The organism is Nocardia sp. NPDC050712, assembly GCF_040654295.1.
Lineage (GTDB): Bacteria > Actinomycetota > Actinomycetes > Mycobacteriales > Mycobacteriaceae > Nocardia.
Map to the genome: position 1 here is coordinate 432,119 of NZ_JBFAHT010000005.1, position 16,259 is coordinate 448,377.

The window sequence follows — 16,259 nt, forward strand, 5'->3', positions numbered from 1 at the left end:
TGGGAGACCCCCTCCTTCAACGGTTTTCGGGGCCGAAACGCAGCCGTCGGGCCACGACGCGCTCGGCGACTTCGGTCAGGGACAGTCCTTCGGCGTAGGCGTATCCGCGGAGCAGGGCGTAGGCATCGCGGGCGGAGGCGCCGGTTTGGGCGATCACCATGCCGGCGGCCTGGTGGATGTCGCGGTTGCTGGCACCGGCTTGCCACCACCACTCGAAACGGGAACCGACGCCCTCGGTGGCAGGCTGGTCGGTCAGCAGGAGATCACGCAGCGGTGTCACCTCGCGGATGCGTCCCTCGGTATCGCGGTTGCCGCGCGGGCTGCCGGTGAGCAGCAGCGTGGCGACCAGGTCGGCCACGTGCAGTCCCGCCGCGAGAGTGTGACGGTCCAGATCGCCGGGCTCGGCGCAGTAGAGGTCGAGGACGCCCAATTGCACGACCCCGAGCTGTAGCGGCAGCGCGAACATCGAGCCGGTGATGTTCTGGCCGGCGAGGACGCTGAGGAATCCCGGCCAGCGGTGGTTGTCGACGCTCAGGTCCGGAACCAGTACCGGGGAGCTGTCGTCGATCGCGGTGACGCCGGGGCCTTCGCCGAGCATGGCCTGTACCTGCTCGATGGTGGCGGCGGTCCGATCGGTGGCGCACCAGGCTTGCAGGCCGGCGTCCTGCTCGTCGATCGAGATCGCGGCGCGTTCGATCGAGAGCACCTCGGCCGCGGCTGTGCACAACCCGCTCACCCGATAGTCCTCATGATGCAAGACCGTCAGGAATCGTGTGGTCACCTCGGCGAAGGAGGTCATAGGCGATTGGGGAAGCTCACGCCACCGCGCCTGTCCCGTCCGCTTTCCAGGTGGTCCCTGCCTCGGTGCAGTGGGGTTTCCGCGTCGCGGACATACGCGCGAGAAGCATCGAGTTTCATCTTAGGCCGCCGCGAGATCCTTTGTCGCGCGCGACATCTGAAGCGGCGGGCGTAGCTGTTTCAGCTCACCGTTTGACGGCTTGCAAGGTATAGCTCAGCGGGAGGCGCTCCGGATGCTCGGACAGATGCCATTCACCGTCGGCGTCGCGTCGCATTCGGCCGGGCAAAGCGTTCCACGGCACGCTGGTGTGCTCGGTGAGACCTGTCAAGGTCAGGCCGGCGTCGAGCACCGCGGTAACGATCTCACCGAGCCCGTGATTCCACTCGTGCGTCGTGGTGGCGGTGAATTCGACATCGGTGTCGACGTAGGTGCCTTCCTCGGCGAACACCATCGGCTCCGGCAGTTCGAAGTAGGGATAGCCGAGAGCCAGTGCGTCGGTGTGCGTTTCGTCGATGGCCCAGAGCGTCGGATGTCCCTCGCGCAAGAACAGGCGGCCGCCGGGACGCAGCAGGCCCGCGACGGTCTCGGCCCAGCGCCGCACGCTCGGCAGCCAGCACAGCGCGCCGATTCCGGTGTACACCAGGTCGAACCGTTCGGTGCCGAGCGCGGCCCGGGCCGCGTAGACATCGGACTCCACGAAGTCGATCGGCGTGCCGGTCTGTTCGGCGAGCCGGCGTGCCTGGGCCAGCGAGGCCGGAGAGAAATCGAGCCCGGTCATCTGCGCGCCCGATCGTGCCAGCGACAGGGTGTCGGTCCCGATGTGGCATTGCAGGTGCACACCGCGCAACCCCCGCACGGAACCCAGGAGTGGTCGATCGAAACGGACTACCGCGCTGAGGAACTCGGGATCGGTGCGGAATCGGCTCAGCTCGTAGTCGGGGGACGCGGCGTGTGCCGGTGCGCGCTCGTCCCAGTTCGCCTTGTTCAGGGTGCGGTAGTCCTCGGTCACGATCGCCACTGTGGCACAACGGCACCTCGCGGGTCACACAGTTTTACGGTCGAGATGGCCCGAGGACGGGCCATCCAGACCTGTTGCCGGGATGTCCGCTATTTCACGCGCACCGCGGCTTTCCACGGATGCATGACGGCGGGACAGTTGCGGTCCGGATCCGGGCGGCAGGTGCGGTGCACAGTGATCACACTGTCGCCGGGGCCGTCCGCGTGGAAAACGGCCGCGGCGTGACCGGCGGGATTGACGTTGTCGGAGGTGCGCGGCAGTTTCGCCGAGTCGCTGGTTTCCGGGAGCTGCCAGGTGTAGGTAAGCCCGTTCTCGCGGTAGCTGGTGAGCCGGACCTCGATGTCGTGACCGGCCACTGCCTCTACCGACCTGGCGGAGTCCGCGTTGGTGAGGACGATGCTCCCGGTCGCCGATGCCTGGACCGGTACGGCCATGGGCGCCACTGCTAATGCCAGGACGCCGAGAGCCCGGTGGGGGATGCGGTTCATGCTGGCATCCAACCCGGCCCCGGCCGCGTCGAGTGCCAGCCCGCCGTCGGGCCGGAGTGTCGCGGCAGACTCCGCTGCGTGAGCACCAGATCTACTGCTCGACACCACTTCTCGGCAAACTGACCTTCCGCGACATACCGGCCAAATGCACCGTCCCGTCACTCCTTCCACTCAACAGTGCGCGAACAGTTCGATCGCTCGTCGCCGATCGACGCCGTGCGCTCCGTTCCATGCGGCGAGCGGCAGCGGGACGTCGGAGCGATGGGAACGGCCGAGGGTGGACCAGGCGCGGGACTGGTCCACCGCGTCCACCCATTGCTCGGTGCGCAGGCCGATGGAAGTTTGTGGAAGGACGCCGGTGTCGGCGAGTGCTTCGAGGATCCGATAGCGAAGTCCGGCATTGGATTTGGGTATCACCTTGGCTTGGCCGAGGAGTTTGACCGCACCGCTGGGTGACAGCGTCGGCGCGGCAGCGGCGAGTGCGTCCAGCAGTGCCTCGAACACGAGCCGGTCCTGGGCCGTCGGCGTGGCGGGTGGCAGGGTTCGCCATTCCTCGAGGTTGACGACCGCGCCGATCAGGTTCGACCACGGCTGGCCCTGCCAGAACCGGAGGCGCAGCACGGTTCGGTCGACGGTGTTGCTCTGGGTCGCCCCGCATACACCGCAGGCGCGCAACTCGGGGACCGTCTGGTAGCTGTGGTCAGGCAGCTTCGCGCACCACGTATAGCCGTCGAGCACCGGAAGACCACGCCGCGCGCTCCCGCCGACACCAGCGACGAATGCCGCGCAGGCGCCGCGCAGATCGAGCGTTCGCGCGGCGGCGCGGGCCCGATCGACCAGTTCATCGTGCTCCCAGGTCACGAAGTCGTTGACGACGATCCCCGCCGAATCCAGGTGCGCGCGTTCAGCGGTGGTGACCACGGCCTCGTCGAGGATGCTCTGCCCGCGGACGGGATCCCACAGCGTCGCACGCGGCCGATAGCCGGCATCGAGAATGTCGATCGTGCGCTTGTCCATGGGCAGACCTTATTGGCCGCCGCGGGTTTCGACATCCCCGCCGGTGTGCTCACCGCAGGGTGTAATGGCCGCTCAGGATTCCCAGGGCGCCTCGATGGACGGATCGTCGAACGCTTTGGCCGCGTCGCGATAAAGATCGGTGATCCGATCCTGCACCCGCTTGCGGTCCGCGTCGGAGATCTTCGCCTGATTCAGCCGCCCCGCCGCGTGGGTGACCGCGCTGAACACGCGTTTCGGTGTGCCGCCGATGATGTCGGCGACCGGGAATTTGTAGTCGGCTTCGGTCGCCGGGTTGCCCTTCGGGTCGCGATAGAGGTAGACGCTGGCGAGTTTCAGGGGATCGCCGTCGGCCCATTTCAGCGCGCGGGATTCCGCCTCCTGGTGGGACCAGGTGTGGTCCCGCGGAGCCCAGGCCAGATCGACGTCGGCGGCGTTGTCCGACGCGGGCGGAACGGGTTTGTCGTCTCGCGGAGTCATCGTTTCTCCCAACTCGAAAGTTCGGTGAACGCGCTCGCGCCTCTCGATCTGCGGCCCGAGGGTTCAGCGGGGATCGTTCCGGCGGATGAAGATTTCTCCGTCAGTCTGCCAAATATCGGCATCGGTGGCATCCGTCGCGGCCGGACCGCCTGTTTCGCCACTGCGCGGTGGATAGCCCGTCGGTGCCATCATGCCCAGGGAGCCGAAGTAGGGGAGTACGCGCACCACCAGGGCGGCCCATCGGCGACGGCTCATCGCAGGCCCTCGGCCGAGATCCGGGTGCGGCGGCGCATGGCCGTGGACAGGTGCTGTGCCACTCCTTCGATGGTGGGGTGGTCCCACATGACGACGGTGGAGATCGGGAACCGGAGCCAGTTGGCCAGGTCGGTGGCGACCTCGACGGCCTCGGCGGAGTTCAAGCCGAATTCCGCGAACGGTGCGCGGGTGTCGATCTCGGTGGGGTTCAGGTCGAATCGTTCGGAGAGACGGACTTTGAGCCAGGCTTCGATGTCGCCGCTGTCCAGGTCGGCGCCGGCCGGCTCCGCCAGCCACCATTCGTGCAGCACCTCGAATTCGTTGGCCAGCAACATCGTCCGGGTCTCGCGGCGGCGGATCTTGCCGCTCGAGGTCTTGGGGATCTGGCCGGGACGGATCAGCACGATGGCATAGAGCGGAAGTGCGTGTTCGGTGGCGATCGCCCGCCGGATCGCGGCGGTGCTCGCGGCGAGGTTCCCGCGCCAGTCGGCGCGGACCTCCTGCACGATGACCAGATGGTCGCCCTCGTTCTCGGCGCCGGTGCCGATATCGACGGCCGCGACGCAGCCCGGGCGCAATGCCGGATGGCATTCTTCGGCGGAGCGTTCCAGATCCTGCGGGTAGACGTTCTGACCGCGGATGATGATGACGTCCTTGCTGCGGCCGGTGACGAAAAGCTGTCCGTCGTGGACGAATCCGAGGTCTCCGGTGCGCAGGTACCGGGCACCGTCGCCGGCCAGGGTGGCCCCGAAGGTCTCGGCGCTTTCCACCGGCTGCTCCCAGTAGCCCGAGCCGACGCTGCCGCCCGTGACCCAGATTTCCCCGACCTGCCCGGCGCCGCACTCGGTGCCGGTTTGCTCGCCCACGATGACGACATGCTGTCCCTCGACAGCGTGGCCCGCGCTGACCAGCACGACACCGTTGCCTTGTTGCCGCGCGGGCTCGGCGATCCCGCGGCCGAGCGCCTGGGCGTCGAACCGCTCCACCTGCGGCGGGCTGTGGACCGGACCGGTGGTCAGCACCAGCCCTTCGGCGAGGCCGTACAGGTTCAGGTGTGCCGAGCTGCGGAAACCCGCCGACGCGAAGACCTTGTCGAAACGGTCCAGGGTGGCGGCCCGGACCGGTTCGGCGGCATTGATCGCCACCTGCCACGAGCTGAGGTCGAGCTGCTCCACCTCCTGGCGGGTGGTGCGGCGGGCACACAGGTCGTAGGCGAAGTTCGGCGCCGCCGTCACCTGGACGCGGTAGCGCGACATCGCCTCGACCCAGCGCGCCGGCCGCCGCAGAAAGTCCAGCGGCGACATCATGATGATCGGGTTGCGGCCGTAGACCGGTTGCAGCAGACCGAAGAACAACCCCAGGTCGTGGTACTGCGGCAACCAGCTCAGGATCCGCGCACCCGGTTCGGCGAGCCGCGCGAAGACCGAACCGCAGTGCAGCATATTGCCATGGGTGACCATGACGCCCTTGGGCGCCGAGGTCGAGCCGGAGGTGTATTGCAGGAAGGCCAGACTGTCCTCGGTGAGCACCGGCGCCACCCAGTCCGCGGCCCGTTCGTCCGGTACGTCGCCGGTGACGATCCAGCGCAACGGCGCGAGCGCGGGCTCGACGCCGAGGAAGGTCTCGATGCGGGCGTGCACCTGCGCGTCGGTCAGCGCGACCTCGATGGCCGCACCCGCGATGATGGCCCGCAGCTGGGAAACCGAACGATTGAGTTCCGGCGGATACGCGGGCACCGCGAATACCCCGGCGTACAGGCACGCGAAAAACGCCACCACGTAATCGATTCCGGCCGGATAGACCAGCAGCACACAGCGTCCCGCGAGCCCGCGCGCTTGCAGTTCCCCCGCGATAGCGCGGGCTCGCGAATCCAATTGGGCCCAGCTCAGCTGGAGTTCCCGCGATTCACCGTCGACCAGATAGGTGTAGAGAACTTCGTCGCCGCGGGTCCGCGCGCCCGCGCGCACGAGGTCGATGTAGGAAATCATGGTCTCACTTCCGGCTCAGGAGACGTTCCGCGGCTTCTCGGCCGGAACGGAAGCACGCCTCCAGCGGCGCTCCCTTCACGTAGTCACCGGCGAGTTCGAGGCCGGGCGCCCCCGCCAGCTCGGTCCGCACCTTCGACAGGAAATCTCCGTAGAACGGCAGGTAGGCGCAGTAGGCGGCATCCCAGATGCGGGTCGCCGAATGCACTCTGCGCAGGTCGCCTTCGATGCCGAGCAGACCCTTGATGAGGTCTTCGGCTTCGTCGATCCAGGATTCGAGATTGTCGGCGGTCGGCATGGGGCGGGCGGCGCGCCCGCTGAAGGTGTATCGCACGATATTCAAATCGTTGACGCCGTAGACGCCGGCATTGCTGCAGCGCCCGCCGTCGAGCGCGATCGCGCGGACGACCTGATCGAAGACCGGCCGATCGTATTCGATGACCGCGACCGCGGCCGGGAAGTATCGGACCTCGGCCAGCAACTCGCTCAGTTCGGGCAGATTCGACTTCACGATGTCGGCGGTGGCGTAGGCGGGCGTCGCGACCACGACCCCGTCGTAGGAACGGACCTCCGGTGCTCTGCCGTCGCGCGCGATTTGGACGCCACGCACCTGACCGTCTTCGATTACCAGCGACTCCACCCGGGAATTCGGAAGCACCGTAACCTTTTTCGCGAATTCGGTGAGCGCGGGCTGGACACCGTCGGTCAACTGGTCGAAGGTGCTGGCCAGGCTCAGATTCACATTGAAGTTGCCCAGGTACATCTCGTCGGGCTCGGCGCCGTTGAGCCGCACGGTCAGCGGCCGGAACATGTTGTTCACCAGCGCCTGTCCGAAATAGACGGTGAGCGGCTTGTGATCACGGCGCGCCCCGACGCGGGAGAAGGTCGCGCCGCCGAGGAACCGGTTGCTCTCGTCGCGCTTGATCGTGATCATCAGGAGGAGCAGTTTCAGCAGGTCCAGCGGTGCGCCCAGTTTGCCGAATTTGCGGATCAGGTCGAGCCGGCTGTTCTTGCTGTCGAAGGTGACCAGCTTGCCGTCGATGAGGCGGGAGGTATTGACGCCGAAGTATTCGAACTTGTCGGCTCGCATCGCGGCGAGGAACCCGCGCAGTTCGGTGTAGGTGCGGCTGATGTTCTTGCCGCCCATCATGACCGGGCGGTCGCCGAGGTGGTCGACGCCGAAACGCCCGCCCAGCAAGGGATTACGCTCGAGCAGCTCGACTTCGTGACCGGCCAGATGCAGGTGGTAGGCCGCGGCGATACCGGCTACGCCGCCACCGACCACCGCGAATCTCTTGGCGCTGTTGTTTGCCGAACGATTCATCGTTGTGACTCCTTTGTGTGCTCAGGCAAGGCCCGGATACGGCGCGAGTTCGATGCGGCAGTGCGCGATCTGCGTGCCGAACTGATGCACGCCGAGTTCGACCTCGGCGCCCCCGGTATCGGCGTCGCTGTGTGCGGTGGCCGAGAATTCGATGAGTGATCCGAGTTCGGCGAACCCGGTGAAGGTGGTGGCGCAGGCGGTGACGGCCGCGATCGGGGACGCCAGCGCACCGGCTTCGACCGCGGCGACGATCGCCGCCTGCCGACATCCTTCGATCAGCAGCGGGCCGGGCACGTGGTCGTAGGGATGGTCGAAGAAGGACGGGTGCCGCTGATCGACCACCAGCGGTATCCGCGGCTGGTCCCCGGGTAGCGCCGCGCCCACCACTACGTTGCGCGGATCACGTCGGCCGACCCGGGCCGGATCGACGGGTTCGACTGTGGCATTGCCGGATTCGTCGCCCATCGGCCGACCGGCCTGCTGGAGCTTGCGGATCTCCTGGTAGGTCGCCGCCGGAAACTGGATCCCGCCCCCGCGCAAGGTCAGCGCTCGCACCCGGCCGATGGTCAGCACGGCCTCGAAGAAGGTGCCCGCGGCGTCGCCGAAGGTGCCCGCCAGCCCGGCGCGCGCCCGGACGATACCTTCCAGCGGGACGTTCGCCTGGTCGCGGTAGGCGCTCAGATCCTCGACCTCGAACTCCAACTGCTGGAGGCTGGCCGGGGCGCCGGCCGGGACGCTCATGTACCGGTGCCCGACCACGATCATCGCCTGCCGGATGGCCTCCACGGTGGACAACGGATCGTGGTAGTCCACCAGCCGGTCGAACCACAGCGAGTGCGCCCGCGGAATCTGGATGGCGGCGAGGAAGCCGTCCATCTCGGCCGGGGCGGTATCGGCCACGAACACCTCGCCGAGGGCCCGGCGGTGGGCCAGTGCGCACGGCACCGTGCGTTCGAAACTCAGCCCGGTCTCGGTCGACGTCATCGCGCCACCTCCTGTAAAACGGGTTCGCCGCGGCCGGTGATCAGTTCGGCCGCACCGCGGACGGTCGGATGGGTGATCAGGCTCTCCAGCGAGATCGAAGTCCCGGCAACATGATTCAGCCTGCTGCGCAGTTCCAGCATCGAGAGCGAGGTCAGTCCGACCTCGAAAAGGGTTCGGTCGGAGTCGAACACCGTGTCCTGGTCGACCAGGATCTCCTCGACCTGTGCCCGCACCACCGCCGCGGCGAACTCGAGCCGCTCGGACTCGGGCAACTCGGCCAGCCGGTTCCGGAACTCCTGCGCCGGGTCGGCCACGGGCTCGGCCTGGGTCCGCGGGTCCAGCATCGCCACGGTGGTGATGTCGGCGCCGATCCAGTAGTGACGGTGCTGAAAGCTGTAGGTGGGCAAGTCGATTACCTCGGCCGCGCGTCCCGCGTAGACCGCACCCCAGTCCAGCTCGGCGCCCGCGGCCCAGGCGGCGGCGGTGGCCCGCAACAGACTCCGGGCCTCCGGCTGGCCTTTCCGCAGGGTCGCGATCGTGGTCCGGCCGCCCTCCGCGAGGCATTCCTGGGCCATCGCGGCCAGCGCCTCGCCCGGACCGACCTCCAGGAACGTGCTCACCCCGGCGCCGGCGAGAAAGTCGATGCCGTCGTGGAATCGCACGGTCTGGCGAGCCTGGCGCCCCCAGTATTCGGGCGAGCACAGTTCCGCGGCCGTCGCGAGGCGACCGGTCACGTTGGATACCAGCGGAATCGAGGAGGGGCGCAGCGACGTCTCGGCCAGCACCCGGCGGTATTCGTCGAGGATGTCGTCCAGATGCGGGGAGTGGAAGGCGCGTTCGACCCGGAGTCGTTTGACCCGGCGCCCGCGTTCGCGCCAATGCTTGGCCGCCGCGGTCACCGCGGCGTCGTCACCTGCGATGACCGTGGCATTGGGCCCGTTGCTCGCCGCGATCGATACCGTGGCTTCCTGGCCCGCGATGGACGCCTCGACCTCGGCATGGGAGGCCCGCACCGAAACCATGGCCCCCGGCCGCAGCCGCTGCATCAGCCGGCCGCGCGCCGCGACCACCGCGGCGGCCTCGGTGCGGTCGAAGACGCCGCCGAAGTGCGCGGCGGCCAGCTCGCCGATGGAGTGGCCGAGCACGAAATCCGGTGCCAGCCCCCAGGAGTGGAGCAGGTGCAGGGTGGCGACCTCGATGGTGAAGAGAGCGGGCTGGGTGTATTCGGTGCGATCCAGCAGCTCCGCGTCGGTCCCGAAGACGACCGCGCGCAGCGGCCGATCGAGATGCGGGTCGAAGGCGGCGCACAGGTCGTCGAATGCCGCGGCGAACGCCGGAAACGCTTGATACAGCTGGTATCCCATGCCCACGGCCTGGCTGCCCTGGCCGGGAAGCAGCACCGCGATCTTCCCGGGCGACGCGGCGCGGCCGGTGATGACCGACGGCGTGTAGGCGCCCTCGGCCACCATCGCAAGACCGTCCAGCAGTTCGGCTCGGCCGTCCACGACCAGGGCCGCCCGGTGGTCGAACGCGGCGCGGGTGGTCGCCGTCGACAGCCCGATGCTCGCGACGTCGGCCCGCGGATCGGCTTCGCACGCGGCGCGCAGTCGTTGCGCTTGGCCGCGCAGGGCCTGCGCGGTCTTGGCGGACAGGACACACACCGACAGCTCGTCGCTCTCGATCCGATCCGGTTCCGCCGCAACCGATCCGGTGATCAGCGGGTCGTATTCGACGATCACGTGCGCGTTGGTGCCGCTGATCCCGAAGGAGGAGATGGCCGCCCGCCGCGGGCGACCGCGCTCGGGCCACGGCTCGGGCTCGGTCACCAGCCGGATGTGCCCGGCCGTCCAGTCGGCGTGCGGTGACGGTTTGTCGACGTGCAACGTCGGTGGCACCACCCCCTGCCGCATCGCCAGGATCGTCTTGATCAGCCCGGCCATGCCCGCGGCGGACTGGGTGTGCCCGATATTGGATTTGATCGACCCGAGCAGCAACGGCTGCTCGGCGGGCCGGCGCCCATAGGTGGCCAGCAGGGCCTGTGCCTCGATCGGGTCGCCGAGCACCGTCCCGGTGCCGTGGCCCTCGACCACGTCCACCTCGGAGGCCGCCAGGCCCGCGTTGGCCAGCGCCTGCCGGATGACCCGTTGCTGAGAAAGGCCGTTCGGCGCGGTCAGGCCGTTGGAAGCCCCGTCCTGGTTGATCGCCGAACCGCGCAGCACCGCGGCGACCGGATGACCGTTGCGCCTTGCATCCGAAAGACGTTCCAGCACAACCAGACCCGCGCCCTCGGACCAGGAGGTGCCGTCGGCCGCCGCGGCATAGGACTTACAGCGGGCATCGCGCGCCAGCCCCCGCTGCGCGGAGAAGAAGACGTAGCCGAGCGGCGAGATCGTCACCGTCACGCCGCCCGCCAGCGCCAGCGAACTCTCGCCGGTCCGCAGCGACTGCGCGGCCTGGTGCAACGCGACCAGCGAAGACGAGCACGCCGTATCGATCGAGACCGCAGGGCCCTGCAATCCGAGGAAGTAGCTGATCCGGCCGGACGCGACGGCGGGCATATTGCCGGTCAGTAGATAGCTTTCCGCGCCGGCCAGCTCCGGGCCCGCGCTCAGCAGCGACCGGTAGCCCATATCGTTGAGCCCGAGGAACACGCCGGTGTCGGTGCCCCGCAGAGACTCCGGGTTGATCCGGGCCCGTTCCAGTGCCTCCCAGGCGAGTTCGAGCATCAAGCGCTGCTGCGGATCCATCGCCAGCGCCTCGCGTGCCGAGATCCCGAAGAATCCGGCGTCGAAGTCCCCCGCACCGTCGAGGAATCCGCCCTCGCGGACGTAGGACGTCCCCGGGGTGCCGGGCTCGGGATCGTAGATCGCCTCGAGGGGCCAGCCGCGATCGGCCGGAAAATCGGCGATCGCGTCGCGCTGCTCGGAGACCACCCGCCACAGGTCGTCCGGGGTGGCGATCCCGCCGGGGAACCGGCAGGCCATCCCCACGATCACGATCGGGTCGTCCTCGACGCTCGCCGCCGGGGGCGAGGCCGCGGCGGCCTCGATCGCCGGTCCCGATTCCATCAGCTCCCGCAGGTGCTCGGCCAGGTGGCCGACCGTCGGATGGTCGAAGACCACCGCGGCGGGCAGGGCGATTCCGGTTTCGGCCGCCACCCGGTCCCGCAGCTCCACCGCGGTCCGGGAATCGAGCCCCAGATCACCGAAACCCAGTGCGGGATCGATGTTCTCCGGCGCGAAATCGCCGAGCACCAGCTCTATCTGACGTTGAATCATGCTGGTGAGCAGTCGGTGCTGCTCGTCGAGGTATCGGCGCTGCAACTCGCCGAGCGCACGGCCCACCGAATCCCCCGAGCGAGCGGGTCCCGACGCACCGTTCAGATCAAACTGCGACATTCGGCAAACCTCGTATCCATCGAAACCGGTTGCGCTGCGCTACCCCGAGTTATCGCGCGGCCGGCTTGTTGCCATCACATTGCCCAGCATAGGACGGCGTCCGCGCCGAACACCCATTGTCGGGTAACTACTCGAGCATGGTTGAATCATTCGGTATTGCCTGCTGTAACTGCGCGCCCGACGGTTACCGATCAATTACCGATGCCCGGCTAAGATCTGTCGCGATAGCGAATCGAAGCACCGTTACGGACTTTTCGAATATCGGCGCCCGATTCACCACAGCGATAGTTTCGAGGTTGTGATGGTTTCGCTGAAAGAAGTCGAATCAATCGAGATACCCGGTAATTTCGCCGGAGTCATTCGAGAACGGGCGCGCACGCGACCGGGGGATACCGCCATCGTGTGCGGCGCCCGGTCGATCGACTACTCCGCGTTGGACCGGACCTCGAGCCGCGCCGCGAACGCGCTGCTGGCCATGGGCCTGCGCGCGGGTGATCGGATGGCCTATGTCGGCAAGGACTCCGAGTACCTCTACGAGCTGCTGATCGCCGCGGCCAAGACCGGCACGGTGCTGATCCCGGTCAACCGCGTGCTGGTCGCCACCGAGATCGCGCACATTCTGCGGGACTCCGGCTGCCGGTTGCTGTTCGTCGACGCCGCCGCGGAAACCGTGGTGGACAAGGCGCAGTCGGAGGCAGGCACGCAGATCGCGGTGGTGCGGGTCGATGCCCCAGCACAGCCCGGCGGCGGCTTCGAGACCTGGCTGACCGGCCACGGCGACACCGACCCCGAAGCGCAGGTGGGCCCGGATGATCCGTTCATCCAGATGTACACCAGCGGCACGACCGGGTTGTCCAAGGGCGTGGTGATCGGCCAGCGCAGCGTCTACGCCGCCCGCGCCGCGCTGATGTCGACGGAGGTGGACTGGTTCGACGTCCGCGACACCGATCGACTGCTGGTCGCCATCCCGAGCTTCCATATCGCCGGCCTGGCCTGGGTTGTCCAGGGGTTGTTCGCCGGAATCCCCTGTGTCCTCATGCCCGAGTTCACACCGGGTCTGGCCATGGATCTCATTCTCGGCCAGGACATCACCGTCTTCGTCGGGGTGCCGGTGATGTTCGCCCTGGTGCTGTCCGAACCCGCGGCGACCAAGGACGCGTTCGGCAAACTGCGGCTGGCCGCCTACGGCGGATCGCCGATCCCCGAGGCCCTGCTCGTGCAGTGCATGGAGCGCTTCGACTGCGGATTCGTTCAGTTCTATGGCATGACCGAGACGGGGTCGGTGATCAGTTTCCTGCCGCCTTCGGAGCACGTGGCCGGCAATCCGCGACTGCGCTCGGCCGGATATCCGTGCCCGGGGTTCGAGATCTCGATCGTCGACGCGGCCGGAGATCCGTTGCCGCAGGGCGAGATCGGTGAGGTGCTGATCCGGAGCCGGGCCACCATGGTGGGCTACTGGAATCAGCCGGAGACGACCGCGCGCACGGTGGTCGACGGCTGGCTGCGCACCGGCGACGCGGGCTGGGTCGACCCCGAGGGCTATCTGTTCCTGTGCGACCGCATCAAGGACATGATCATCGTCGGCGGCGAGAACGTCTATCCGGCCGAGGTCGAAAACGCCATCACCGATCATCCCGCGGTGCGCGAGGCCGCCGTGATCGGTGTCCCCGACGAACGCTGGGGCGAAGTAGTCCACGCCTTCGTCGCGGTGCACGCCGGCCAGCAGGTCACCGGGCGGGAGCTGGCCCAGTTCCTGCGCGGAAAAATCGCGCAATTCAAGCTGCCCCGGAATTTCGAAGTCATCGACTATATTCCGCGAAATGCGACCGGCAAGATTCTGCACCGGCAGCTGCGGGAGAAGTTCTGGGCGGGCCGGGAGCGCGCGATAAATTGACCAGACGTGAATGATCCGGTGGCCGCGCGCCTGGATCGGCCGATTGTTCCGCATCCCAAGGCGCGCGGCCCGGCGCTGGGGAATCTGCACAATGATTGCGCAGATTTCGAAATAGTCAGCATGACATAATTTATCCTGCTCGGGTTGCAAAGACGTGGCTCCCGATCGATTCCGGCCACGGGTGACTTCACTGGGGAACTTCCGCCGTGGCACAAGCGAGAGGCGGCGGTCGTGGAATTCCGTATTCTTGGTGAGCTGGACGTTCTGGACAGTGGGACACAGATCCGGCTGGGTGGTGTCACCCGGCGTGCTGTGCTCGGATACCTGCTCCTGCACAACAATCAAGTCGTACCGGCCAGTCAGCTGCGCGAGGCGCTGTGGAACGACGATCCACCGGCGACCTCGCGCAAGATCGTGCAGAACGCGGTCTCGGCGATTCGCAAGGTGCTCGCGTGCCACGAGTCCGCCGCGGGGGCGGTACTGCTGACCCAGGACCCGGGGTATCTATTGCGGGTGGATCCCGACGTGGTCGACCTGTGCCTGTTCCGGCAGCTGGTGCAGCGCGGCAACGCCGAACTCGCCTCGGGCGAAGCGGAATTGGCGCGGGTGCGGTTCCGGCAGGCGATCGGGATGTGGCGCGGCCGGGCGCTGTCCGACCTGGCCGAGATCGGGATCCGGTGGAGCGAGCTGACCGCCATCGAGGACGAACGGCTCAACGCTTACGAGGCCTGTTTCGAAGCCGAACTCGCCAGCGGGCGCAACCGGGAGATCACCCCCGAACTCAAGGTACTGACGGCCGCGGTGCCGGCGCGCGAGACCTTCTGTAAGCAATACATGCTCGCGCTGTACCGATCCGGCCGGCAAGCCGATGCGCTGGAGGCCTACCAGCGCGCCCGGGGAGTTCTGGTCGAACGGCTGGGGATCGAGCCGCGGCTCGATCTGCAGCGGCTGCATCAGATGATCCTGTCGCAGGATCCGGATCTCGAATTCGTCTCCAGCTCAAGCCCTTCGGGTCCGTGGCGGCACATCGCGGCCCGGTAGCAGGCTCACCAGCCGGGCCAGCGGGATCATCATGCGCTGCCACTGTTCGTCGGAGAGGAACGGTGGGGTGTCCAGGTTCTGATATCTCGTCGTCGCCACCGTTTGCGACTCGGTGTACTTGAGCAGTCCCTCGACACCGTTGCGACGGCCGACGCCGGAGGCGCCCATACCGCCCATGGGCGCGCCCATGCTGCCGAACGCCGGCACGTAGCCCTCGTCGACGTTCACCGAACCGGCCCGGATCTGCCGGGCGATCGCCTCACCCCGGCGTTTCGTCGCCGCCCAGACGCTGGCGTTGAGTCCGTACTCGGTGTCGTTCGCCCGGGCGATGGCTTCGTCCACCGTATCGACGGGGTAGATGGCGACTAGCGGGCCGAAGGTCTCGTTGCGCGCGCAGTCCATCGCGTCGGTGACCCCGGTGAGCACGGTCGGCTCGAAGAACAGCGGGCCGAGGTCGGGTCGCGCGTTTCCTCCGGTGAGCACGGTCGCGCCTTTGGATTTCGCGTCGGCGATATCCTTCGTCACGCGTTCGAGCTGGTCGGCGGAGATCAGGCTGCCCATGGTGGTCGAGAAGTCGTACTCGGCACCCATTTTCAGATTCTGCGTCGCGGCGACGAATTTGCTGGTGAATTCCTCGGCGACCACTCGCTCGACATAGATCCGCTCGACGGACAGGCACAGCTGCCCGGCATTGTCGAAGCAGGCCCGCAGCGCGGCCGCGGCCACGGTATCCAAGTCCGCGCCCGCGGTGACGATCATCGGGTTCTTTCCGCCGAGTTCCGCGGAGTATCCGATGAGCCGGCCGGCGCAGCGCTGGGCCAGCGTGCGGCCGGTCGCCGAGGAACCGGTGAACATCAGATAGTCACAGTTGTCGACGATTGCGGTGCCGACGATCGAGCCCGGCCCCGGCACCACTGCGAGCAGATCGCGGGGGAGTCCGGCGCGATAGAGCAATTCGGCGTTGGCCAGCAACGAGAACGGCGTCTGGCTGTCCGGTTTCAGCACCGCCGCATTGCCGGCGAGCAACGCGGGCACCGCGTCGCCGATCGAGAGCAACATCGGATAATTCCACGGCGAGATGAAACCGACAACGCCTTTGGGCTGATGCTGCACCACGGTTTTGATCAGCACCGGGAACAGGCCGGCGACCTGGTACGGCCGGAGCAGGCGTGGTGCGATCCGCGCGTAGTACTGCGTGGCCAGGGCGACGCCGAGGACCTCCGCGTTCGCGGTGGCCCGGGCCTTTCCGGACTCGGCCTGCAGCAGATCCATCAGGAATTCGCGGTTGTCGAACACCAGGGTGCGGTACCGTTCGAAGACCGCCGCCCGCTCTCGAACACTGCGTGCGGACCAGGCCTTTTGCGCGACGCGGGCTTTCGTGAACGCGGCGTCCACATCGGCGGCGGTACCTACGGGAATCTCGCCGAGGAGATCTCCGGTGAACACCTCGGTGATCCGTCGCGTCGGCCGATCGGCCGGGTCGGTGATCGCGGCGAGTTCGCGCAGCCGATCGAAAATCTGAGGTTCTGGAACGGGCATCGCCGCACTCCTGACGTCGAACGAGGTACATCGATAACGT

Annotated in this window: 12 protein-coding genes; 2 read left to right on the top strand and 10 right to left on the bottom strand. The window is 67.5% G+C overall.

Features of this window, described 5'->3' with window-relative positions; translation table 11 throughout:
* Positions 1–16: 16 nt before the first annotated feature.
* The 9 genes from AB0H76_RS34795 to AB0H76_RS34835 all read right to left on the bottom strand — a co-directional run bounded on the left by AB0H76_RS34795 (position 17) and on the right by AB0H76_RS34835 (position 11,745).
* Entirely contained in the window at positions 17–799 is a 783-nt protein-coding gene (locus AB0H76_RS34795; protein ID WP_357331325.1) for a GAF and ANTAR domain-containing protein, read from the bottom strand.
* 184 nt (positions 800–983) lie between these two features.
* Positions 984–1,808: a class I SAM-dependent methyltransferase gene (locus AB0H76_RS34800; RefSeq protein WP_357331326.1), complete on the bottom strand. Its 825-nt coding sequence runs from the start codon at positions 1,806–1,808 to the stop codon at positions 984–986.
* 98 nt (positions 1,809–1,906) lie between these two features.
* Positions 1,907–2,305, bottom strand: coding sequence for a hypothetical protein (locus AB0H76_RS34805; RefSeq protein WP_357331327.1), 399 nt, complete (start codon positions 2,303–2,305; stop codon positions 1,907–1,909).
* 171 nt (positions 2,306–2,476) lie between these two features.
* Entirely contained in the window at positions 2,477–3,322 is an 846-nt protein-coding gene (locus tag AB0H76_RS34810; RefSeq protein ID WP_357331328.1) for a hypothetical protein, read from the bottom strand.
* A gap of 72 nt (positions 3,323–3,394) precedes the next feature.
* Positions 3,395–3,799, bottom strand: coding sequence for a hypothetical protein (locus AB0H76_RS34815; RefSeq protein WP_357331329.1), 405 nt, complete (start codon positions 3,797–3,799; stop codon positions 3,395–3,397).
* A gap of 251 nt (positions 3,800–4,050) precedes the next feature.
* Entirely contained in the window at positions 4,051–6,042 is a 1,992-nt protein-coding gene (locus AB0H76_RS34820) for an AMP-binding protein (RefSeq protein WP_357331330.1), read from the bottom strand.
* Positions 6,043–6,046: 4 nt separating this feature from the next.
* A complete protein-coding gene (locus tag AB0H76_RS34825; RefSeq protein ID WP_357331331.1) occupies positions 6,047–7,363 on the bottom strand; it encodes an FAD-dependent oxidoreductase in 1,317 nt (438 codons plus the stop codon).
* Between the two features lie 21 nt (positions 7,364–7,384).
* Positions 7,385–8,347, bottom strand: coding sequence for an AfsA-related hotdog domain-containing protein (locus AB0H76_RS34830; protein ID WP_357331332.1), 963 nt, complete (start codon positions 8,345–8,347; stop codon positions 7,385–7,387).
* The gene (locus AB0H76_RS34835; protein ID WP_357331333.1) at positions 8,344–11,745 is read right to left on the bottom strand and encodes a beta-ketoacyl synthase N-terminal-like domain-containing protein; all 3,402 of its coding nucleotides are present in this window, start codon (positions 11,743–11,745) and stop codon (positions 8,344–8,346) included. Before AB0H76_RS34835 ends, AB0H76_RS34830 begins: the two co-directional genes overlap by 4 nt.
* 301 nt (positions 11,746–12,046) lie before the next feature.
* Between AB0H76_RS34835 and AB0H76_RS34840 the strand changes: the two genes are divergently transcribed.
* Together AB0H76_RS34840 and AB0H76_RS34845 are read left to right on the top strand one after the other, a co-directional pair.
* Positions 12,047–13,639 carry a long-chain-fatty-acid--CoA ligase gene (locus AB0H76_RS34840; protein ID WP_357331334.1) on the top strand — a complete coding sequence of 531 codons (1,593 nt, stop codon included), beginning with the start codon at positions 12,047–12,049 and terminating at the stop codon, positions 13,637–13,639.
* A 231-nt stretch (positions 13,640–13,870) separates the two neighbouring features.
* Positions 13,871–14,680 carry an AfsR/SARP family transcriptional regulator gene (locus AB0H76_RS34845; protein WP_357331335.1) on the top strand — a complete coding sequence of 270 codons (810 nt, stop codon included), beginning with the start codon at positions 13,871–13,873 and terminating at the stop codon, positions 14,678–14,680.
* Here AB0H76_RS34845 and AB0H76_RS34850 read toward each other — a convergent pair.
* Positions 14,639–16,219, bottom strand: coding sequence for a succinic semialdehyde dehydrogenase (locus tag AB0H76_RS34850; protein WP_357331336.1), 1,581 nt, complete (start codon positions 16,217–16,219; stop codon positions 14,639–14,641). The genes AB0H76_RS34845 and AB0H76_RS34850 overlap by 42 nt on opposite strands.
* Positions 16,220–16,259: the final 40 nt, after the last annotated feature.